This window comes from Nonomuraea sp. C10 (assembly GCF_008017515.1).
Lineage (GTDB): Bacteria > Actinomycetota > Actinomycetes > Streptosporangiales > Streptosporangiaceae > Nonomuraea > Nonomuraea ferruginea.
On sequence record NZ_VPFF01000003.1, the window covers coordinates 237,501 to 252,527 of the forward strand.

15 protein-coding genes and 1 pseudogene (1 of these 16 cut by a window edge) are annotated in these 15,027 nt (G+C 71.1%); 8 read left to right on the top strand and 8 right to left on the bottom strand.

The genetic code is table 11. From position 1 onward, the window contains the following. Positions 1-746, top strand: the final stretch of a protein-coding gene (locus tag FR742_RS32550) for a S9 family peptidase (protein ID WP_148035155.1). The gene continues 1,306 nt to the left of window position 1, outside the view; 746 of the gene's 2,052 nt are visible here — the last part of the coding sequence; its start codon lies beyond the left edge, outside the window; its stop codon occupies positions 744-746. Continuing rightward, positions 743-1,741 carry an L-glyceraldehyde 3-phosphate reductase gene (mgrA, locus tag FR742_RS32555; RefSeq protein WP_148035156.1) on the top strand — a complete coding sequence of 333 codons (999 nt, stop codon included), beginning with the start codon at positions 743-745 and terminating at the stop codon, positions 1,739-1,741. The genes FR742_RS32550 and mgrA overlap by 4 nt, the downstream gene beginning before the upstream one ends. Here mgrA and FR742_RS32560 read toward each other — a convergent pair. Continuing rightward, the gene (locus FR742_RS32560; RefSeq protein WP_261808920.1) at positions 1,710-4,142 is read right to left on the bottom strand and encodes a lysylphosphatidylglycerol synthase transmembrane domain-containing protein; all 2,433 of its coding nucleotides are present in this window, start codon (positions 4,140-4,142) and stop codon (positions 1,710-1,712) included. The genes mgrA and FR742_RS32560 overlap by 32 nt on opposite strands. Positions 4,143-4,259: 117 nt before the next feature. Between FR742_RS32560 and FR742_RS32565 the strand changes: the two genes are divergently transcribed. Next, the gene (locus tag FR742_RS32565; RefSeq protein ID WP_148035157.1) at positions 4,260-6,272 is read left to right on the top strand and encodes a molybdopterin-dependent oxidoreductase; all 2,013 of its coding nucleotides are present in this window, start codon (positions 4,260-4,262) and stop codon (positions 6,270-6,272) included. Here FR742_RS32565 and FR742_RS32570 read toward each other — a convergent pair. Further along, the gene (locus tag FR742_RS32570; RefSeq protein WP_148035158.1) at positions 6,250-6,921 is read right to left on the bottom strand and encodes an alpha/beta hydrolase; all 672 of its coding nucleotides are present in this window, start codon (positions 6,919-6,921) and stop codon (positions 6,250-6,252) included. The genes FR742_RS32565 and FR742_RS32570 overlap by 23 nt on opposite strands. A gap of 162 nt (positions 6,922-7,083) precedes the next feature. On the opposite strand from FR742_RS32570, the gene FR742_RS32575 reads away from it, so the two are divergent. Continuing rightward, entirely contained in the window at positions 7,084-7,626 is a 543-nt protein-coding gene (locus FR742_RS32575; protein ID WP_148035159.1) for a PadR family transcriptional regulator, read from the top strand. On the opposite strand, the gene FR742_RS46120 is transcribed toward FR742_RS32575, so the two are convergent. Then, positions 7,605-8,003, bottom strand: coding sequence for a GNAT family N-acetyltransferase (locus tag FR742_RS46120; protein WP_261809097.1), 399 nt, complete (start codon positions 8,001-8,003; stop codon positions 7,605-7,607). The genes FR742_RS32575 and FR742_RS46120 overlap by 22 nt on opposite strands. A 114-nt stretch (positions 8,004-8,117) precedes the next feature. Further along, positions 8,118-8,534 (bottom strand): annotated as a pseudogene (locus tag FR742_RS46125) (GNAT family N-acetyltransferase); the annotation flags it as partial. A 79-nt stretch (positions 8,535-8,613) separates the two neighbouring features. On the opposite strand from FR742_RS46125, the gene FR742_RS32585 reads away from it, so the two are divergent. Beyond that, on the top strand, positions 8,614-9,060 hold the full coding sequence (locus FR742_RS32585; protein WP_187281476.1) for a hypothetical protein: 447 nt from the start codon (positions 8,614-8,616) through the stop codon (positions 9,058-9,060). A gap of 4 nt (positions 9,061-9,064) precedes the next feature. Here the strand turns inward: FR742_RS32585 and FR742_RS32590 are convergent, their stop codons facing one another. Together FR742_RS32590 and FR742_RS32595 are read right to left on the bottom strand one after the other, a co-directional pair. Further along, positions 9,065-9,442, bottom strand: coding sequence for a VOC family protein (locus FR742_RS32590; RefSeq protein ID WP_148035161.1), 378 nt, complete (start codon positions 9,440-9,442; stop codon positions 9,065-9,067). Between the two features lie 42 nt (positions 9,443-9,484). After that, entirely contained in the window at positions 9,485-10,282 is a 798-nt protein-coding gene (locus tag FR742_RS32595) for a bifunctional 2-polyprenyl-6-hydroxyphenol methylase/3-demethylubiquinol 3-O-methyltransferase UbiG (RefSeq protein WP_261808921.1), read from the bottom strand. Positions 10,283-10,385: 103 nt separating this feature from the next. On the opposite strand from FR742_RS32595, the gene FR742_RS32600 reads away from it, so the two are divergent. Both FR742_RS32600 and FR742_RS32605 read left to right on the top strand, forming a co-directional pair. Then, entirely contained in the window at positions 10,386-12,191 is a 1,806-nt protein-coding gene (locus FR742_RS32600) for an acyl-CoA dehydrogenase (RefSeq protein WP_148035163.1), read from the top strand. Between the two features lie 128 nt (positions 12,192-12,319). Next, complete coding sequence (locus tag FR742_RS32605) at positions 12,320-12,544, top strand: hypothetical protein (RefSeq protein WP_148035164.1); 225 nt, start codon at positions 12,320-12,322, stop codon at positions 12,542-12,544. On the opposite strand, the gene FR742_RS32610 is transcribed toward FR742_RS32605, so the two are convergent. Further along, on the bottom strand, positions 12,541-12,834 hold the full coding sequence (locus tag FR742_RS32610; RefSeq protein ID WP_148035165.1) for a Dabb family protein: 294 nt from the start codon (positions 12,832-12,834) through the stop codon (positions 12,541-12,543). The two genes, FR742_RS32605 and FR742_RS32610, sit on opposite strands and share 4 nt — an antisense overlap. Positions 12,835-12,914: 80 nt before the next feature. On the opposite strand from FR742_RS32610, the gene FR742_RS32615 reads away from it, so the two are divergent. Beyond that, positions 12,915-13,637, top strand: a complete 723-nt coding sequence (locus tag FR742_RS32615; RefSeq protein WP_148035166.1) for an NUDIX hydrolase — start codon at positions 12,915-12,917, stop codon at positions 13,635-13,637. 6 nt (positions 13,638-13,643) lie between these two features. On the opposite strand, the gene FR742_RS32620 is transcribed toward FR742_RS32615, so the two are convergent. After that, positions 13,644-15,017 carry a dihydrolipoamide acetyltransferase family protein gene (locus FR742_RS32620; RefSeq protein WP_148035167.1) on the bottom strand — a complete coding sequence of 458 codons (1,374 nt, stop codon included), beginning with the start codon at positions 15,015-15,017 and terminating at the stop codon, positions 13,644-13,646. Positions 15,018-15,027 lie beyond the last annotated feature (10 nt).

Here is a 15,027-nt window from a genome sequence, read left to right on the forward strand (position 1 = left end):
CCGAGGTGCCGGTCTCGATCGTCAAGCGCAAGGACAGCACGCTCCCGGCGCCGACGGTGCTCTACGGGTACGGCAGCTATGAGACGTCCATCGACCCGGCGTTCTCGGTGCCCAGGCTGTCACTGCTCGACCGGGGGTTCGTGTTCGCGGTCGCGCACGTGCGCGGCGGCGGTGAGATGGGCCGCCGCTGGTACGAGGACGGCAAGCTCACCAGGAAGCGGAACACGTTCACCGACTTCGTGGCCGTGGCCCGGCACGTCAAGCAGGCCGGGTGGAGCTCGAAGGTGATCGCGCGCGGCGGGTCGGCGGGCGGGCTGCTCATGGGCGCGGCGGTGAACCTGGCGCCGGAGGAGTTCGCGGGCGTGGTGGCCGAGGTGCCGTTCGTGGACGCGCTCAACACCATCCTGGATCCGTCGTTGCCGCTCACCGTGATCGAGTGGGACGAGTGGGGCGATCCGCTGCACGATCCGGAGGTGTACGCCTACATGAAGGGGTACACGCCGTACGAGAACGTCGACGGCAGGACGTACCCGCCTATCCTCGCGATCACCAGCCTGAACGACACGCGGGTGCTGTACCACGAGCCGGCCAAGTGGATCGCGCGGCTGCGTGAGACGGCCGCGGGCGGGCCGTTCCTGCTCAAGACGGAGATGGGCGCCGGCCACGGCGGGCGCAGCGGGCGCTACGACGCCTGGCGGGAGGAGGCGTTCGCGCTCTCCTGGATAGTGGAGAGGGGCACGGCATGACCTATCTGGCCGATCCGGGGCGCTACGAGCGGCAGCCGTACAACCGGAGCGGGCGCAGCGGGCTCAGGCTGCCGGCGGTGTCGCTGGGGCTCTGGCACAACTTCGGCGACGACCGCCCGCTGTCGAACTCGCGGGCGATCCTGCGCCGCGCGTTCGACCTGGGCGTCACGCACTTCGACCTGGCCAACAACTACGGGGTGCCGTACGGGTCGGCGGAGCGGAACTTCGGCGCGATCTTCCGGCGGGACTTCAGGCCGTACCGGGACGAGCTGATCATCTCGACCAAGGCCGGCTACGACATGTGGCCCGGCCCGTACGGCGAGTGGGGGTCGCGCAAGTATTTGCTGGCCAGCCTGGACCAGTCGCTGGAGCGGATGGGCCTGGAGTACGTCGACATCTTCTACAGCCACCGGCCGGATCCCGACACGCCGCTGGAGGAGACGATGGGGGCGCTGGACCGGGCGGTGCGCTCGGGCAAGGCGCTGTACGCGGGCATCTCCAACTATCCGGCGGAGCGGACGGCGCAGGCCGCGAGGATCATGCGGGAGCTGGGCACGCCGCTGCTCATCCACCAGCCGTCCTACTCGATGATCAACCGATGGATCGAGGACGGGCTGCTGGACGTGCTGGAGGAGGCGGGCATGGGGTGCATCGTGTACTCGCCGCTGGCGCAGGGCCTGCTGACCGACCGCTATCTGCAGGGCGTGCCGGCGGACTCGCGGGCGGCCACCAGCCGGTTCCTCAGCCCCGACCGGATCGACGCGGAGCTGGCCCGCTCGCTGAACGAGCTGGCCGGGGAGCGGGGCCAGACGCTGGCCCAGATGGCGCTGTCGTGGACACTCAGGGACCCGCGGGTGACGAGCGTGCTGATCGGCGCGAGCAGCGTGCGTCAGCTGGAGGACAACGTGGCGTGCGTGGAGGGCCCGGTGTTCACGGAGGACGAGCTGAAGGCGATCGACGCGATCACAGCGCCTCGTGCCGCTGAAGGTAGGTGAACGCCGCCCAGCCGGGGAGCACCGGCAGCCAGAACGTGAGCAGCCGGTAGAGCAGCACGGCCGAGGTCGCCAGCTCCGCGGGCACCCCGGCCACGGTCAGGCCCGCCGTGAGCGACAGCTCGACCGCGCCCAGGCCACCAGGCGTGGGCGCGGCCGAGCCGATGGCGTTGGCCGTGAGGTAGACGACCGCCACGGTGGTGAAGCCGATCTCCCAGTTGAAGGCGTGCACGCACGCGTACAGGCAGAGCACGAACGTGAGCGTGATCATGAGGGTGCCGATCGAGCCCTCGATCAGCTTGCGCGGCGACTGGAGCACGTCCAGCAGCCGGGGCAGCACGTTGGAGAACAGCCGCTTCATCCGCCGGGTCACCAGGCGGCGCAGCGGCGGCACCCCCAGCAGCACCACGACCAGCAGGGCGACCGCCAGCAGCGCCACGACCAGGCCGCGTGACGGGGTGAAGGTGCTGGCGGTGTTGGAGCCGGTGATGTAGGCGAACAGCAGCAGCAGCCCGATGTGGAAGGCCAGCATGACGAGCTGCGAGGCGCCCACGCTGGCCACCGCGAGGGCCGGCGCGATCCCGCGCTTCTGCAGGTAGCGGGTGTTGATGGCGACGCCGCCGACGGCGGCGGGCGCGACGAGCTTCACGAACGAGGCCGCGAACTGCACGAGCGTGGTCCGCCACAGCGGCAGGGAGTAGGGCACGAAGCCCCTGAGCATGACCGCGGCGGCCACGAAGCTGACGAACGAGGCGACCAGTGCCAGCACCGACCAGGCCCAGTTGGCCTGGACGACCACCTGCACCAGGTTGACCTGGCTGAGCTGGGAGAGCAGGAAGTAGGCGGCGAGCGTGCTGGCGATGATGGTGACCAGGGTGCGCGGCCGGAATCTCTCCAGCCGCATCTCCTCGACCTTGACCTCGGGTTCGAGTGCGACGATCTGCTCGCGGATGACGCCGAGGAGGTTCTTGTCCTTGGCCAGGGCCGAGCGGGTCTCGCGGGTCAGCGCGATGCGCTGGAGCAGCGGCATGGCCGCGGCGAGCGACTCCGTGCCCATGACCGCGTTCGCCGCGCGCACCGACCGCTCGGCGCCGACGCGCAGCGACAGGTAGACCAGGAGCTGGGCGATGTCGAGCCGGAGCAGCAGGTCACCGGCGGCGATCTCGCCGCTGCGGGCGTCGGTGAGCACGACCCGGCCGGCCTTGTCGAGGTGGATACCCTCGCCGGTGAGCCGCCGGTGGGCGAGGCGCTGGATCTGCAGCAGGGACACCTGCTCCCAGATCTGGTGGAGGATGTCGTCGTCGATCTCCTCGGTGGGCACCTCGTCGAGCGGGCGGGTGTCGATGTGCTCGTAGGCGAGCAGCGCCGCTTCGGTGCCGATCTCGCTGGTGCCGAGCAGCCTGGGCGTGCTGGCTCCCGCCGCCTGCGCGGCGTACGCCATCAGGGCCTCCCGTTCGAGCTCGGCGCGGAGCGAGCGGATGGCTCTTCGCCTGGTCTCGGTGCTGAGCCGGAAGCGCCGCCACAGCCGGTACGGCAGGCCCGCCACCTGGCGGTCGCGGTCGAGCACGGTGACGTCGATCCGGGCGCCGTCGGCGAGCCCGACGGAGTAGCGGCGGCTGCCCTGGTGGTCGTCCTCGATGCGGCGGGCCGACACCGGCGCGAACGACAGCTTGCGCAGGGCCGCCACCACCGCGTTCCCCGGCGGCCTGGTGTTGGGGCTGCCGATCCCGTACAGGGTGGCGTAGCCGATGGCCATGCCGACCAGGACGGTGACGATGGCGCCCGGCAGGGTGATCTGCCTGCCGGAGTAGAGGGCGAGGATGTAGAGCGCGATCACCGTCCACATGAGCGCGCGCCAGGTCGGCCGGCGGGAGACGCGCACCGCGGTGGTGTAGGCGAGGACGGACGTGAGCAGCGTGTTGAGCGGCTCGATGCTGCGGCCGCCGGTGAGCAGCTGGCTGAGGTCGTCGGCGTTGCCCGCGAGGAGCCACTGGCCCGTCAGGAACGCGCCGACCATGCCGATGATGGCGGCGATCAGCCCTTCGGCGACGCGCAGGCCGTCGCGGTGGAAGACGCGCTCCACGGCGAAGGCGACGGGCACGATGAGCACCGCGGCGCCGCCGATGAACGTGGCGATCCGGCTGAGCAGCGGGACGAGGGTGGTGCCCTCCGTGACGTCCCGTTCCAGTCCGTACAGGGTCTGCTTGGCGACGAGGGCCAGCAGGATCACGGCGCCGAGCGCGGCCAGGGTGGCCAGCAGGCGCAGCAGGTCGGAGGGGCGGCGCAGGCGCTGCGGCAGGAGCGGCTCGACGACGTACACGTCAGGCTCGGCGCGCGCTCCGGCGGCGGACGGGCTCCTCTCGGGAGATCCCTCCGCGTCCTCGTGTTCATTGATTTCGGCCACCGACAGCGATTCTGCACCTTCCTCGCGGGACCGTACGTTCTTGCGGCCTTAGTGTCCCGAATCGTCACCTGGGATCGGGCATCGGGTACCCGACCTCTTGCCCGTAGTCTGTCTCTTATGCCAGGTGAATTGAGGGTTCTGGGGGCCTGTCCGCTCGATTGTCCTGACACCTGCTCCTGGGTGGTCACCGTGCGTGACGGCCAGGCCGTCTCGATGCGCGGCAATCCCGATCATCCTTACACCCGCGGCGCGCTGTGCGTGAAGGTCAACCGTTATCTGGAACACTCCAGGGCTGCCGACCGCATCCTTTACCCGATGCGACGGGTCGGGCCCAAGGGGTCGGGCCGGTTCGAGCGCATCAGCTGGGACGAGGCGCTGGAGGAGATCTCCGTACGGCTGCGCGGCATCGTCGAGGAGCACGGCGGCCAGGCGATCTGGCCCTACCTCGGCACCGGGTCGCTCGGTTACCTCCAGGGCTGCGAGGGCGTGGCGGGGCGGCGATTCTGGAACATGCTGGGCGCGTCCCGTCACTGGCTGAACATCTGCTCGACCGCCGGCAACTCCGGGCTGACGCTGACCAATGGCACCCCCGGCGGCATGGACCCGGAGAACTTCGCGCAGGCGAAGCTGATCCTGCTGTGGGGCACGAACCCGCTCACCAGCGGTCACCACCTGTGGAAGTTCATCCAGGACGCGCGCGCGGACGGCGCCCACGTCGTGGCCATCGACCCGATCCGCACCCGCACGGCCGACCAGGCGGACGAGCACCTGGCGATCCGGCCCGGCACGGACGCGGCGCTCGCGCTCGGCCTGCTCAACGTAGTGCTGGCCGAGGGCGCCCAGGACGAGGAGTTCCTGGCCGCGCACACCGAGGGCTGGGAGAGCTTCCGGGAGGAGATCCTGGAGTATCCGGTCGAGCGGGTGGCGGAGATCACCGGCATCCCGGCCGAGGCGGTCCACAGGCTGGGGACGAGGCTGGCGCGCACCCGCCCCACCGCCATCCGCGCCACCATGGGCATCCAGCGGCACGCGGGCGGCGGCACCGCCCTGCGCACGATCGCCGCGATCCCCGGCGTGACCGGCGACTGGCGCCACCCCGGCGGCGGGGTGGCCTACTCGACCAGCGGCCACGCGCACCTCTCCATCGACACCCGCGACGACCTGCTGCCCGGCCCGGTGCGCACGCTCACCATGACCCGGCTGGGCTCGGAGCTGGCCAAGCCGGACTCGGTCAAGTGCCTGTGGGTGTACGCGGCCAACCCAGCGGGCTCGACCTCCGACGGCAACGCGGTGCGGGCGGGCCTGGCCCGCGAGGACCTGTTCACGGTGGTGGTGGAGCAGTTCCCGACCGACACCGTCGACTACGCCGACATCGTGCTGCCCGCCACCATGCAGACCGAGCACTTCGACCTGCACGCCGGCTACGGCCACCTCTACCTGCTGTGGAACGAGCCCGCGGCGTCCCCGCCCGGCGAGTGCCTGTCCACCACCGAGACGTTCCGGCGGCTGGCCGCGCACATGGGGATGACCGAGCCGTCGCTGTTCGACTCGGACCTGGAGCTGGCCGAGGACCTGCTGTCGAGCGGCCATCCGTCGCTGGAGGGCATCACGGTCGACCGGCTGCGCAAGGAGGGCTGGGTGCGGATGAACTACCCCGAGCCCTTCACCCCGTTCGCCGAGGGCTTCCCGACCAGGTCCGGCCGGATGCGCTTCCCGCCGCGCGGCAAGGCGTACGTCCCGTCGCGGTCCTCCCAGACCGACGGCGGGCTGGTGCTGATCACCCCGGCGCCGCACACCTTCCTGAACACCACGTTCGCGAACAACCCGGAGCTGCTGCGGCGGGCCAAGGACCCGGTGGTGCTGGTGCATCCGGCAGACGCGGCGGCCCGCGGGCTGTCGGACGGGCAGCGGGTACGGGTGCGCAACGCCTTCGGCGAGTTCCTGGCCGACGTGGAGGTCAGCGACCGGGTGGCGCCCGGCGTGGTGGCCTCGCCCAAGGGGCGCTGGCCCAAGCTCAGCCCCGGCGGCGCGAACGCGAACGCGGTGGTCGAGGAGCGCGACGCCGACCTGGGCAGGGGCGCGGTCTACCACGACAACCGGGTGGAGCTCATCCCCTGTGCCGGTCCATGAACGCGACGATCCGGTCGATGACCTCGCCGCCGTAGGAGCCGCGGAACAGCTCTGAGGCGTGCACGCTCTCGCCCTGGATGACATGGATCTGCCGGTCGGGGGCGCGGGTGGCGGCGTCATGGGCCGCCTGGAGGTCGTCGGCGCCGCCGTAGCCGTCGTTCTCGGTGCCGATCTGGAGCAACGGCACGGTGAGCTCGGCCGCGTCCTCGGCGTCGATGGCGCCGGACAGGGCGATCACCCCGGCCGCGCGCTCGCCGAACTTCGTCGCGGCGGGGACGGCGGTGGTGGCGCCGATGGAGCCGCCGGCGAAGAACACCCGCTCGGCGCCCTTCTTGGCCAGCCTGCGTGCCATGGCCAGCGCGGTGTCCTCGGGGCTGGCGTCGAACTTCCTGGCGTAGAGCAGCACGCGGTAGCCGGCGGCGACCAGCCGGTCGGAGAGCGGGCGCCAGGTGCACACGTTGCCGTTGTTCTCGTAGGAGATGACCACGCCGGTCTCGCCGTCGCCCGTGATGACGCCCGGCAGGCCGTCCCCGTACGTGAAGATCTCGCCATCGTCGCGGGTGTAGCAGCCGCTCACGTTCGGCCCCTTGGCCTTGGTCTTCGTGGGCGTGGGGGTGGGCGCGGGCGTGGTGGGCGTCGGAGAGGCCACGGGCGGACTCGGCGCCGGCTGTGCGGCTCGGTCCGTGCCCCCGCAAGCGGTCAACGCCAAGACGAGTAACACCGAGCCCGCGATCACCCGCATGGCCGCCCCTCTCCATCGGAAACTATGTCAGTTCTGACATAGTGTCCGGCACAATACCCTGGACGGACCATGACCTCAACGCTGGGATTCGCGATCCTCGCCGTGCTGGCCCGCGGCGAGCGCACCGGGTACGACATCGCCGCGTCCATGCGCAGGCCGCTGTCGTACTTCTGGACGGCAGGCCACAGCCAGATCCACACCGAGCTGCAGAAGCTGCTGGCCGAAGGGCTGGTGTCGTACGAGACGGAGGCCGGGCCGGGGCCGCAGGACAAGAAGATCTACCGCCTGACCGGCGAGGGCACCGCCGCGCTGCGCGGGTGGATCACCGATCCGCCGCGCGAGCGGCCCGAGCGTGACGAGCTGGTGCTCAAGACGTACGCCGCCGCGCTCGCCGACCCGGCGGCGCTGCGCCGGCTCTTCGCGGACCAGCTCGCCAAGCACGAGGCGCGGCTGGCCGAGTACGAGCGCGAGGAGGAGGCCATCGGTGGGCCGCCCGGGTTCGGCGACCCGCGCTGGGGCAACTACGCGGCACTGCGCTGCGGACTCGGGTACGAGCGCCACCGGGCCGAGTGGTGCAGGTGGATGCTCGATCAGCTCAGCGAGAGCTTGTAGCCCTCGTGGGAGGCGGTGAAGCCGAGCGCGTCATAGAAGCGGTGCGCGCCGTCGCGTGACTTGTCGGAGGTGAGCTGCACCATCGCGCAGCCGCGGGCGCGGGCCCGGTCGATCCCCCACTGGATCATCTTCCGGCCCAGCCCCTGCCCCCGGGTCGAGGCGGCCACGCGCACGGCCTCGATCTGGCAGCGCTCGGCGCCCAGCCGCGACAGCCCGGCCAGGTAGGTCAGCTGCATGGTCCCGACCACCTTCCCGTCGCGCTCGGCCACGATCAGCTCGTCCCACGGGTCCGCGTCGATGCGTTCGAAGGCGGCCAGGTAGCGCGGGTCGCCGGGGTCGCCCTCGCGCTCGGCCCCCAGCGGGTCGTCGGCCAGCATGGCCACGATCGCGGGCACGTCGTCCGCACGGGCCGTCCGGAAGAGCAGTGACAGGACATAGTGGGATTCGGGGATGTCGGGGTTGGACGGCAGGCCCATGGCCTTCCCGCTGGGCGTGAACCCCTTGCCCGCGTAGAGCGCCCTGGCGGCGGTGTTGTGGTCGACGCACCACAGCTCGACCTCGTCCAGGCCCTCCTCCCGGGCCCGCCCGATCGCCGCGTCCACCAGCCGCGAGCCGACGCCGCGGCCCCTGGCCTCCGGCGCGACCCACATGGACAGCAGGTGCGCCCGGCCCTCCTCGACCCGCACGCAGACCAGCCCCACGTCGCCGCCCTCCGCGACGGCCACCCGCCACCACGACCCGGACAGCCGCTCCCGCCACGTATCGGGTGTGAACCCGCTCTCCCTCTCGTAGGACGACCCGAAGGCGTCGGGCGCGTCCCGCAGCGCCCGCAACCGGACCGCCTTCAACCGCTCCCACTCGTCCGCGCCGAACCGCTCGATCACGACTTCGCTCATGGCCCGCATCATGCCAACACCCTCGTACCAGGGTCGAAATCAGGGTGCATCCCCGATGTGGGCAAGGGACGCCGAAAGGCACGCTGAGGACATGAACGAAATCACCCGACGCGATGAAGTCTCCCTGTCCGGCGCGGCGCTGCGCGGTGCCCCGTGGAAGGCCGCCGCCGTCGGCGGCGGCGCGATCGCCGCGGCGAGCTTCGGCACCGGCCTCATGACCGGCGGCGGTGACCTGTCGTGGGCGCTGGGCCTGGGCATCGCCCTGTTCGCGCTCATCGCCTCCATCGGCGCGGTGACCAAGCCGAACGAGGGCGACCGCGTGACCCGCCAGGCACGCCAGTGGGGGCTGAACCATCCGTGGAAGTTCGCGCTGATGCCCGCCGGCATGGCCGCGGTGCTCGACTATCCGGTGCAGCTCGTCTTCGACGACGCGCACTGGCTCGGCGGGCTCTTCGACGCCGGGTGGCACGGCCTGCTCGTGTACGTCATCGCGGGCATCCTGACGACGACACTCAAGGGACGCGCCCTGACGCGATGACCTCTCACGCCTCGCGCTCGGCCTGGCTCCGGCACACGCAGAACTCGTTGCCCTCCGGGTCGAGCATCGTGACCCAGCCCTTGCCGTCCTCGGTGCGGTGGTCCTCGTACACGGTCGCGCCGAGCCCGAGCAACCGCTCGACCTCCTGCTCGCGGGTGCTGCCCGCGGTGGCGCTGACGTCGAGGTGGAGCCGGTTCTTGACCTGCTTGCCCTCCGGGACGCGGATGAAGAGCAGGAACGGGTAGCGGCCGGTCTCCAGCATCACCTCGTCGTCACCCGGGACGTCGCCCTCGCCGAGCGGGAGCCCGAGGGCCTCACCCCACCACGAGGCGAGTTTGTACGGGTCGGCGCAGTCGACGCTCACGCACTGAAGCTCGATCATGTCGTCCACCCAATCGCGACACCGGCGACCACGTCAAACCGGTTAGTCCCACCAGACGGTGACCCAGCGGTCGCGGGGCAGCGGCCACATGCCGAGCTCCAGCGCCGTCCGCCCGACCTCCTCGGCCCTGGCCGGCTCCAGGCAGATGCGGTGGCAGGCGCTCGCCGCCAGCTCCTCCAGCGAGTCGAAGCGCTCCAGCGGGGATTCGCGCTCCTCGACGTGCACGTCGAAGCCGAGCGCGGCCGCCAGCGCCACGCAGTCTTCCGCGATGGGCCGCACCGGGCGCACGATGCCGTGGAAGTGTTCCCACAGCGGCGAGATCCAGCTCATCGGGTGACGGTTCGGCAGCTCCAGCACCACCCGGCCGCGGGTGCGCTCGTCCAGCGCCAGCAGGAAGCGGTCGAGGTCGGGCACGTTGTAGACCACGTGGGCGGCCACCGTCACGTCGACCTCGGGCACCCGCCCGGCCACGTCGGGCCAGCGGCCCTCGACGGTGGTGGCGGGCACGCCCAGCTTGTCGGCGCGGGCCGCCAGCTCCTCCAGCATCTCGCCCGAGGTGTCGACCGCGTACAGGTGGCCGATCCGCTCGTGCAGCGGCAGGGACGCGGCGCCCGGGCCGGATCCGACGTCCAGCAGCGTGCCCCCTACGGGCAGCGCCTCGGACATCCGGGTCAGGGTGGGGCCGTCATCGCGCTCGGCGAGCGCCCTGTCGGTGCGGCTGGTGAAGCGTGCCAGCGGATAGGACCAGGGATCGGCCGGCGCGGCGGCCAGGATCTCCTCCGGAATGGCCCAGGATCCCAGGCGCTCTCGCCACAGCGCGGCGAGTTCATCGGCGTCCATGGAGTCGAGCATGCCATGCATATCTCTGGTTACCCGCGGGTAGCATTCCTAGTAAGGTTACTGGCCAGTAGAGAAACGCACCGGTTCAAGGAGAGCTGCACCCATGGGCCACTACAAGAGCAACCTTCGTGACCTCGAATTCAACCTCTTCGAGGTCTTCGGGCGCCGCGAGATCCTCGGCAGCGGTCCCTATGCGGAGATCGACGAGGACGTCGCGCGCAGCATCCTGGACGAGGTCAACCGGCTGTCCACCACCGTGCTGGCCGACTCGTTCGAGGAGGGCGACCGCCACCCGCCCGTGTTCGACCCCGCGACCGGCTCGGTGACGTTGCCCGAAGGCTTCAAGAAGTCGTACAAGGCGCTGGTCGACGGCGGCTGGGCGCACCTCGACCTGCCCCCGCACCTGGGCGGCCCCGGCATCCCGCGCAGCCTCGCCTGGGCGACGGCCGAACTGGTGCTCGGCGCGAACCCCGCGCTCTACATGTACGCGGCCGGCCCCAGCTTCTCCTACACCCTGTGGAAGGTGGGCACTCCCGAGCAGAAGCGCTTCGCCGAGCTGGCCATCGAGCGCAACTGGGGCGCCACCATGGTGCTCACCGAGCCCGACGCGGGCTCCGACGTCGGCGCGGGCCGCGCCAAGGCGGTACGGCAGGACGACGGCACCTGGCACGTCGAGGGCGTCAAGCGCTTCATCACCAGCGCCGAGCAGGACATGACGGAGAACATCTTCCACCTGGTCCTGGCCAGGCCCGAGGGCCACGGCCCCGGCACCAAGGGCCTGTCGATGTTCCTGGTGCCGAAGTACCACGTCGACCTGGAGACCGGCGAGCTCGGCGAGCGCAACGGCGTGTACGTGACCAACGTCGAGCACAAGATGGGCCTGAAGGTCTCCACGACCTGCGAGCTCACCTTCGGCGAGAAGCACCCGGCGATCGGCTGGCTGGTCGGCGAGGTGCACGAGGGCATCAAGCAGATGTTCATGGTCATCGAGCACGCCCGCATGATGGTCGGCACCAAGGCCATCGCTACCCTGTCCACCGGTTACCTCAACGCCCTGGAGTTCGCCAGGTCGCGGGTGCAGGGCGCCGACCTGACCAGGCAGGCCGACAAGACCGCGCCCCGGGTCACCATCACCCACCACCCGGACGTGCGCCGCGAGCTCATGCTGCAGAAGTCCTACGCCGAGGGCATGCGGGCGCTCGTGCTCTACACGGCCACCTTCCAGGACGCCGTCCAGATCGACCCGGACGACCGGCACGCGCACGAGATGAACGACCTGCTGCTGCCCCTGGTCAAGGGGGTCGGCTCGGAGCGCTCGTACGAGCTGCTGTCGCGCTCGCTGCAGACCCTGGGCGGCTCGGGCTACCTGCAGGACTACCCGATCGAGCAGTACATCAGGGACGCCAAGATCGACTCCCTGTACGAGGGCACGACCGCGATCCAGGGCCTGGACCTGTTCTTCCGCAAGATCCTGCGCAACCAGGGCTCGGCCATCGGCAAGCTGCTGACCGAGATCAACGAGTTCGCCGCCTCCGAGGCCGGCAACGGCCGGCTCAAGGAGGAGCGCAAGCTGCTCGCCGAGGCCGCGGCCGAGGTCAAGGTCATGGGCGACACCATGGCGGGCTGGGCGCTCGGCTCGATGGAGAAGCCCCAGGAGGTCTACAAGGTCGGCCTGAACAGCACGCGGTTCCTGCTGGCGCTGGGCGACCTGGTGATCGGCTGGCTGCTGCTGCGCCAGGCCGAGGTGGCCCTGGCCAAGCTGGCCGACGGCGAGGACCCGTTCTACCAGGGCAAGGTCGCCGCCGCCGGGTTCTTCGCGGAGACGGTGCTGCCGCGCCTGTCCGCCGAGCGCCGCGTGCTCGCCGGCACCGGCCTGGAGCTCATGGAGCTTCCGGAGGAGGCTTTCTAAAGGTTCTCCAGCCCAGGACGCCCGTTCCGGACACGGAGCGGGCGTCCCGCGTTTCCAGGCGAGGTAGTGATCGCCCATACTCGGGTATGACCGTGGGCGTACGCACTGTTTGCCGTCTGGAGGTCGTGATGGGTGTCGGGGTCAGCATCTTCTTCCTCACGCTCGGCGCCATCCTGAGGTTCGCGATCGAGCCCGACGTGTTCGGCGACAGCGTCCACATGGACGTCATCGGTCTCATTTTCATGATCGTGGGCGGGGTCGGCGTCGTGCTGAGCATCGTGCTGGCGCCCAGGCGCGGCCAGACCTCGGAGGGCCGGCTGATGCACCGGGAGAACCACCCGCCGGAGATCTAACAGCCGAACTGCACGGCGGCCCGGGTCGCCAGGATGGGCTTGATGTGCTCCGCGATCACCGCCTGGTGGCGCGGGTGGTCGCGGTAGGCGCGATAGTCGTCCTCGCTGTCGAAGTCGGCGACGACCGCGAAGTCGTGGTTGCCGGGGTTGATGCCGGCGTCGGGGCCCAGCAGGTAGGAGCGGATCTCGGGGATCTGGCCGGGGAGCTCGCGCAGCTCGGCCGCGACCGCGGCCTTCTGCTCCTCGGTTGCCTCCGGTGACCAGGTGAACAGCACCACGTGACGAATCATGGGCGAACCCTATCGACAACGATCGACCGCCTCATTATTCTCACTGCGAGATTTACTCGTACTGAGAAAGACGATGGTGCATGGAAGACTCCCTCGCCTCCCGGCTGCACGCGCCGGTCGCGGTGACCGTCGACGTGGTGGCGCTGACCATCCGCGACCGGCGGCTGCACGTGCTCATCGTCGAGCGCGACGCCGAGCCGTACGCGGGATCCTGGGCGCTGCCGGGCGGGTTCCTCGGGCCCGGCGAGGACCTGGCGGAGGCGGCGACGCGGGAGCTGGCCGAGGAGCGCGGGCTCGGCACCCGGCCCGCCCACATCGAGCAGCTCGGCAGCTACGGCGACCCGGCGCGTGACCCCCGCATGCGGGTCGTGTCCGTGTCGTACCTCGCCTTCGCCCCCGACCTGCCCGACCCCCGGGCCGGGGCCGACGCGGCGACGGCCGGCTGGCACGCCGTCGACGACCTGCCCCCGCTGGCGTTCGACCACGCGCGGATCGTGGCCGACGGGGTCGAACGGGCCCGCGCCAAGCTGGAGTACACGCCGCTGGCCACGGCGTTCGCGGGCGCCACGTTCACCGTCTCCGAGCTGCGGCTGATCTACGAGACCGTGTGGGGGACGCGGTTGCACGCGGGCAACTTCCACCGCAAGGTCCTCTCGGTGCCGGGCTTCGTGGAGGGCACCGGCGAGACCACCGAGACCGGCGGCACGCGCGGCGGCCCCCGGGCCAGGCTCTACCGGGCCGGCGACGCCCGCCTCCTCCACCCGCCGCTGCTCAGACCGGCGAGGGAGGAGGCGATCCGTTGACGGGTGTCAGCTCCAGGCGAGCATGTGGAGGGGGTCCTCCAGCATGGCGCCGACGTCGCGCAGGAACAGGGAGCCCAGCTCGCCGTCGACGACCCGGTGGTCGAAGGAGACGGCCAGCGTCGTCACCTTGCGCACCGCCAGCTCGCCGTCGACCACCCACGGCATGTCCCGCACCTGGCCGAAGGCGAGGATGGCGCTCTCGCCCGGGTTCAGGATCGGGGTGCCGGTGTCGACGCCGAACACGCCCACGTTGGTGATCGTGATCGTGCCGCCGGCCATCTCCGCCGGTTGGGTGCGGCCCTCCCGCGCCGTCTCCGCCAGCTCGTTGAGCGCGCGGGCCAGGGCGGGGAGCGGGAGCCGGTGGGCGTTCTTGATGTTCGGCACCAGCAGGCCGCGCGGGGTGGCGGCGGCGATGCCCAGGTTCACGTAGCGCTTGACCACGATCTCCTGGCTCGCCTCGTCCCACACCGAGTTGATCATCGGGTGGCGGGCGGCCGCGACCAGGACGGCCTTGGCCACCAGGAGCAGCGGCGAGACCCTGACCTCGGCGAAGTCGGGCATCGCGCGCAGGCGGCGGACGGCGGTCATCGTCTCCGTCACGTCGACCTGGAGGAACTCGGTGACGTGCGGAGCGGTGAAGGCGCTGCCGACCATGGCCTGGGCGGTCATCTTCCGCACGCCCTTGACGGGGACGCGCTCCTCGTCCGGGGTCTCCGCGGGGGTCACCTGGGCGACGGCCGCGTGCACGTCCTCGCGGGTGATGGTCCCCTGGGGGCCGGTGCCGGTGAGGGTGGTGAGGTCCACCCCCAGGTCCTTGGCCAGCTTCCGGACGGGCGGCTTGGCCAGCACGGCCACCCGGCCCGGCGCCGCAGGCGCGGGTTCCTCGGCCTCGGCGGTTTCGCCCGCGCCCGGGGTGGCGGTCCTGGCGGGGTTGGCCACGGGAGGGGCCGGGATCGTGGCGGGGGTGGGCGTCTTGCGGGGACGACGTCGGGTGGTGCCGGTCTTGACGCCGTAGCCGACCAGGACCGCCTGACGCTCCTCCTTGGGCGCGGGGCCGCCGTGGGCGCCGGGTTCGACCGCGCCCTCCTCGGGCGGGTTGGGGACGAGGTCCTCCGCCAGCCTCTCCTGGGTGCCGGCTTCCTCCAGGGTGTCGACCGCGATGACGGGGACGCCGACGTCCACCGTCTGGCCCTCCTCCGCCATCAGGGCCGCCACCACGCCGTCCCACGGGATGGGCAGCTCGACGATGGACTTGGCCGTCTCGATCTCGACGACTATCTGGTTGACCTTGACCTCGTCGCCCGGCTGGACGCGCCAGCGGACGATCTCCGCCTCCGTCAGCCCTTCGCCGACGTCGGGGAGCCTGAACTCGCGTCTCATCTGCACAACC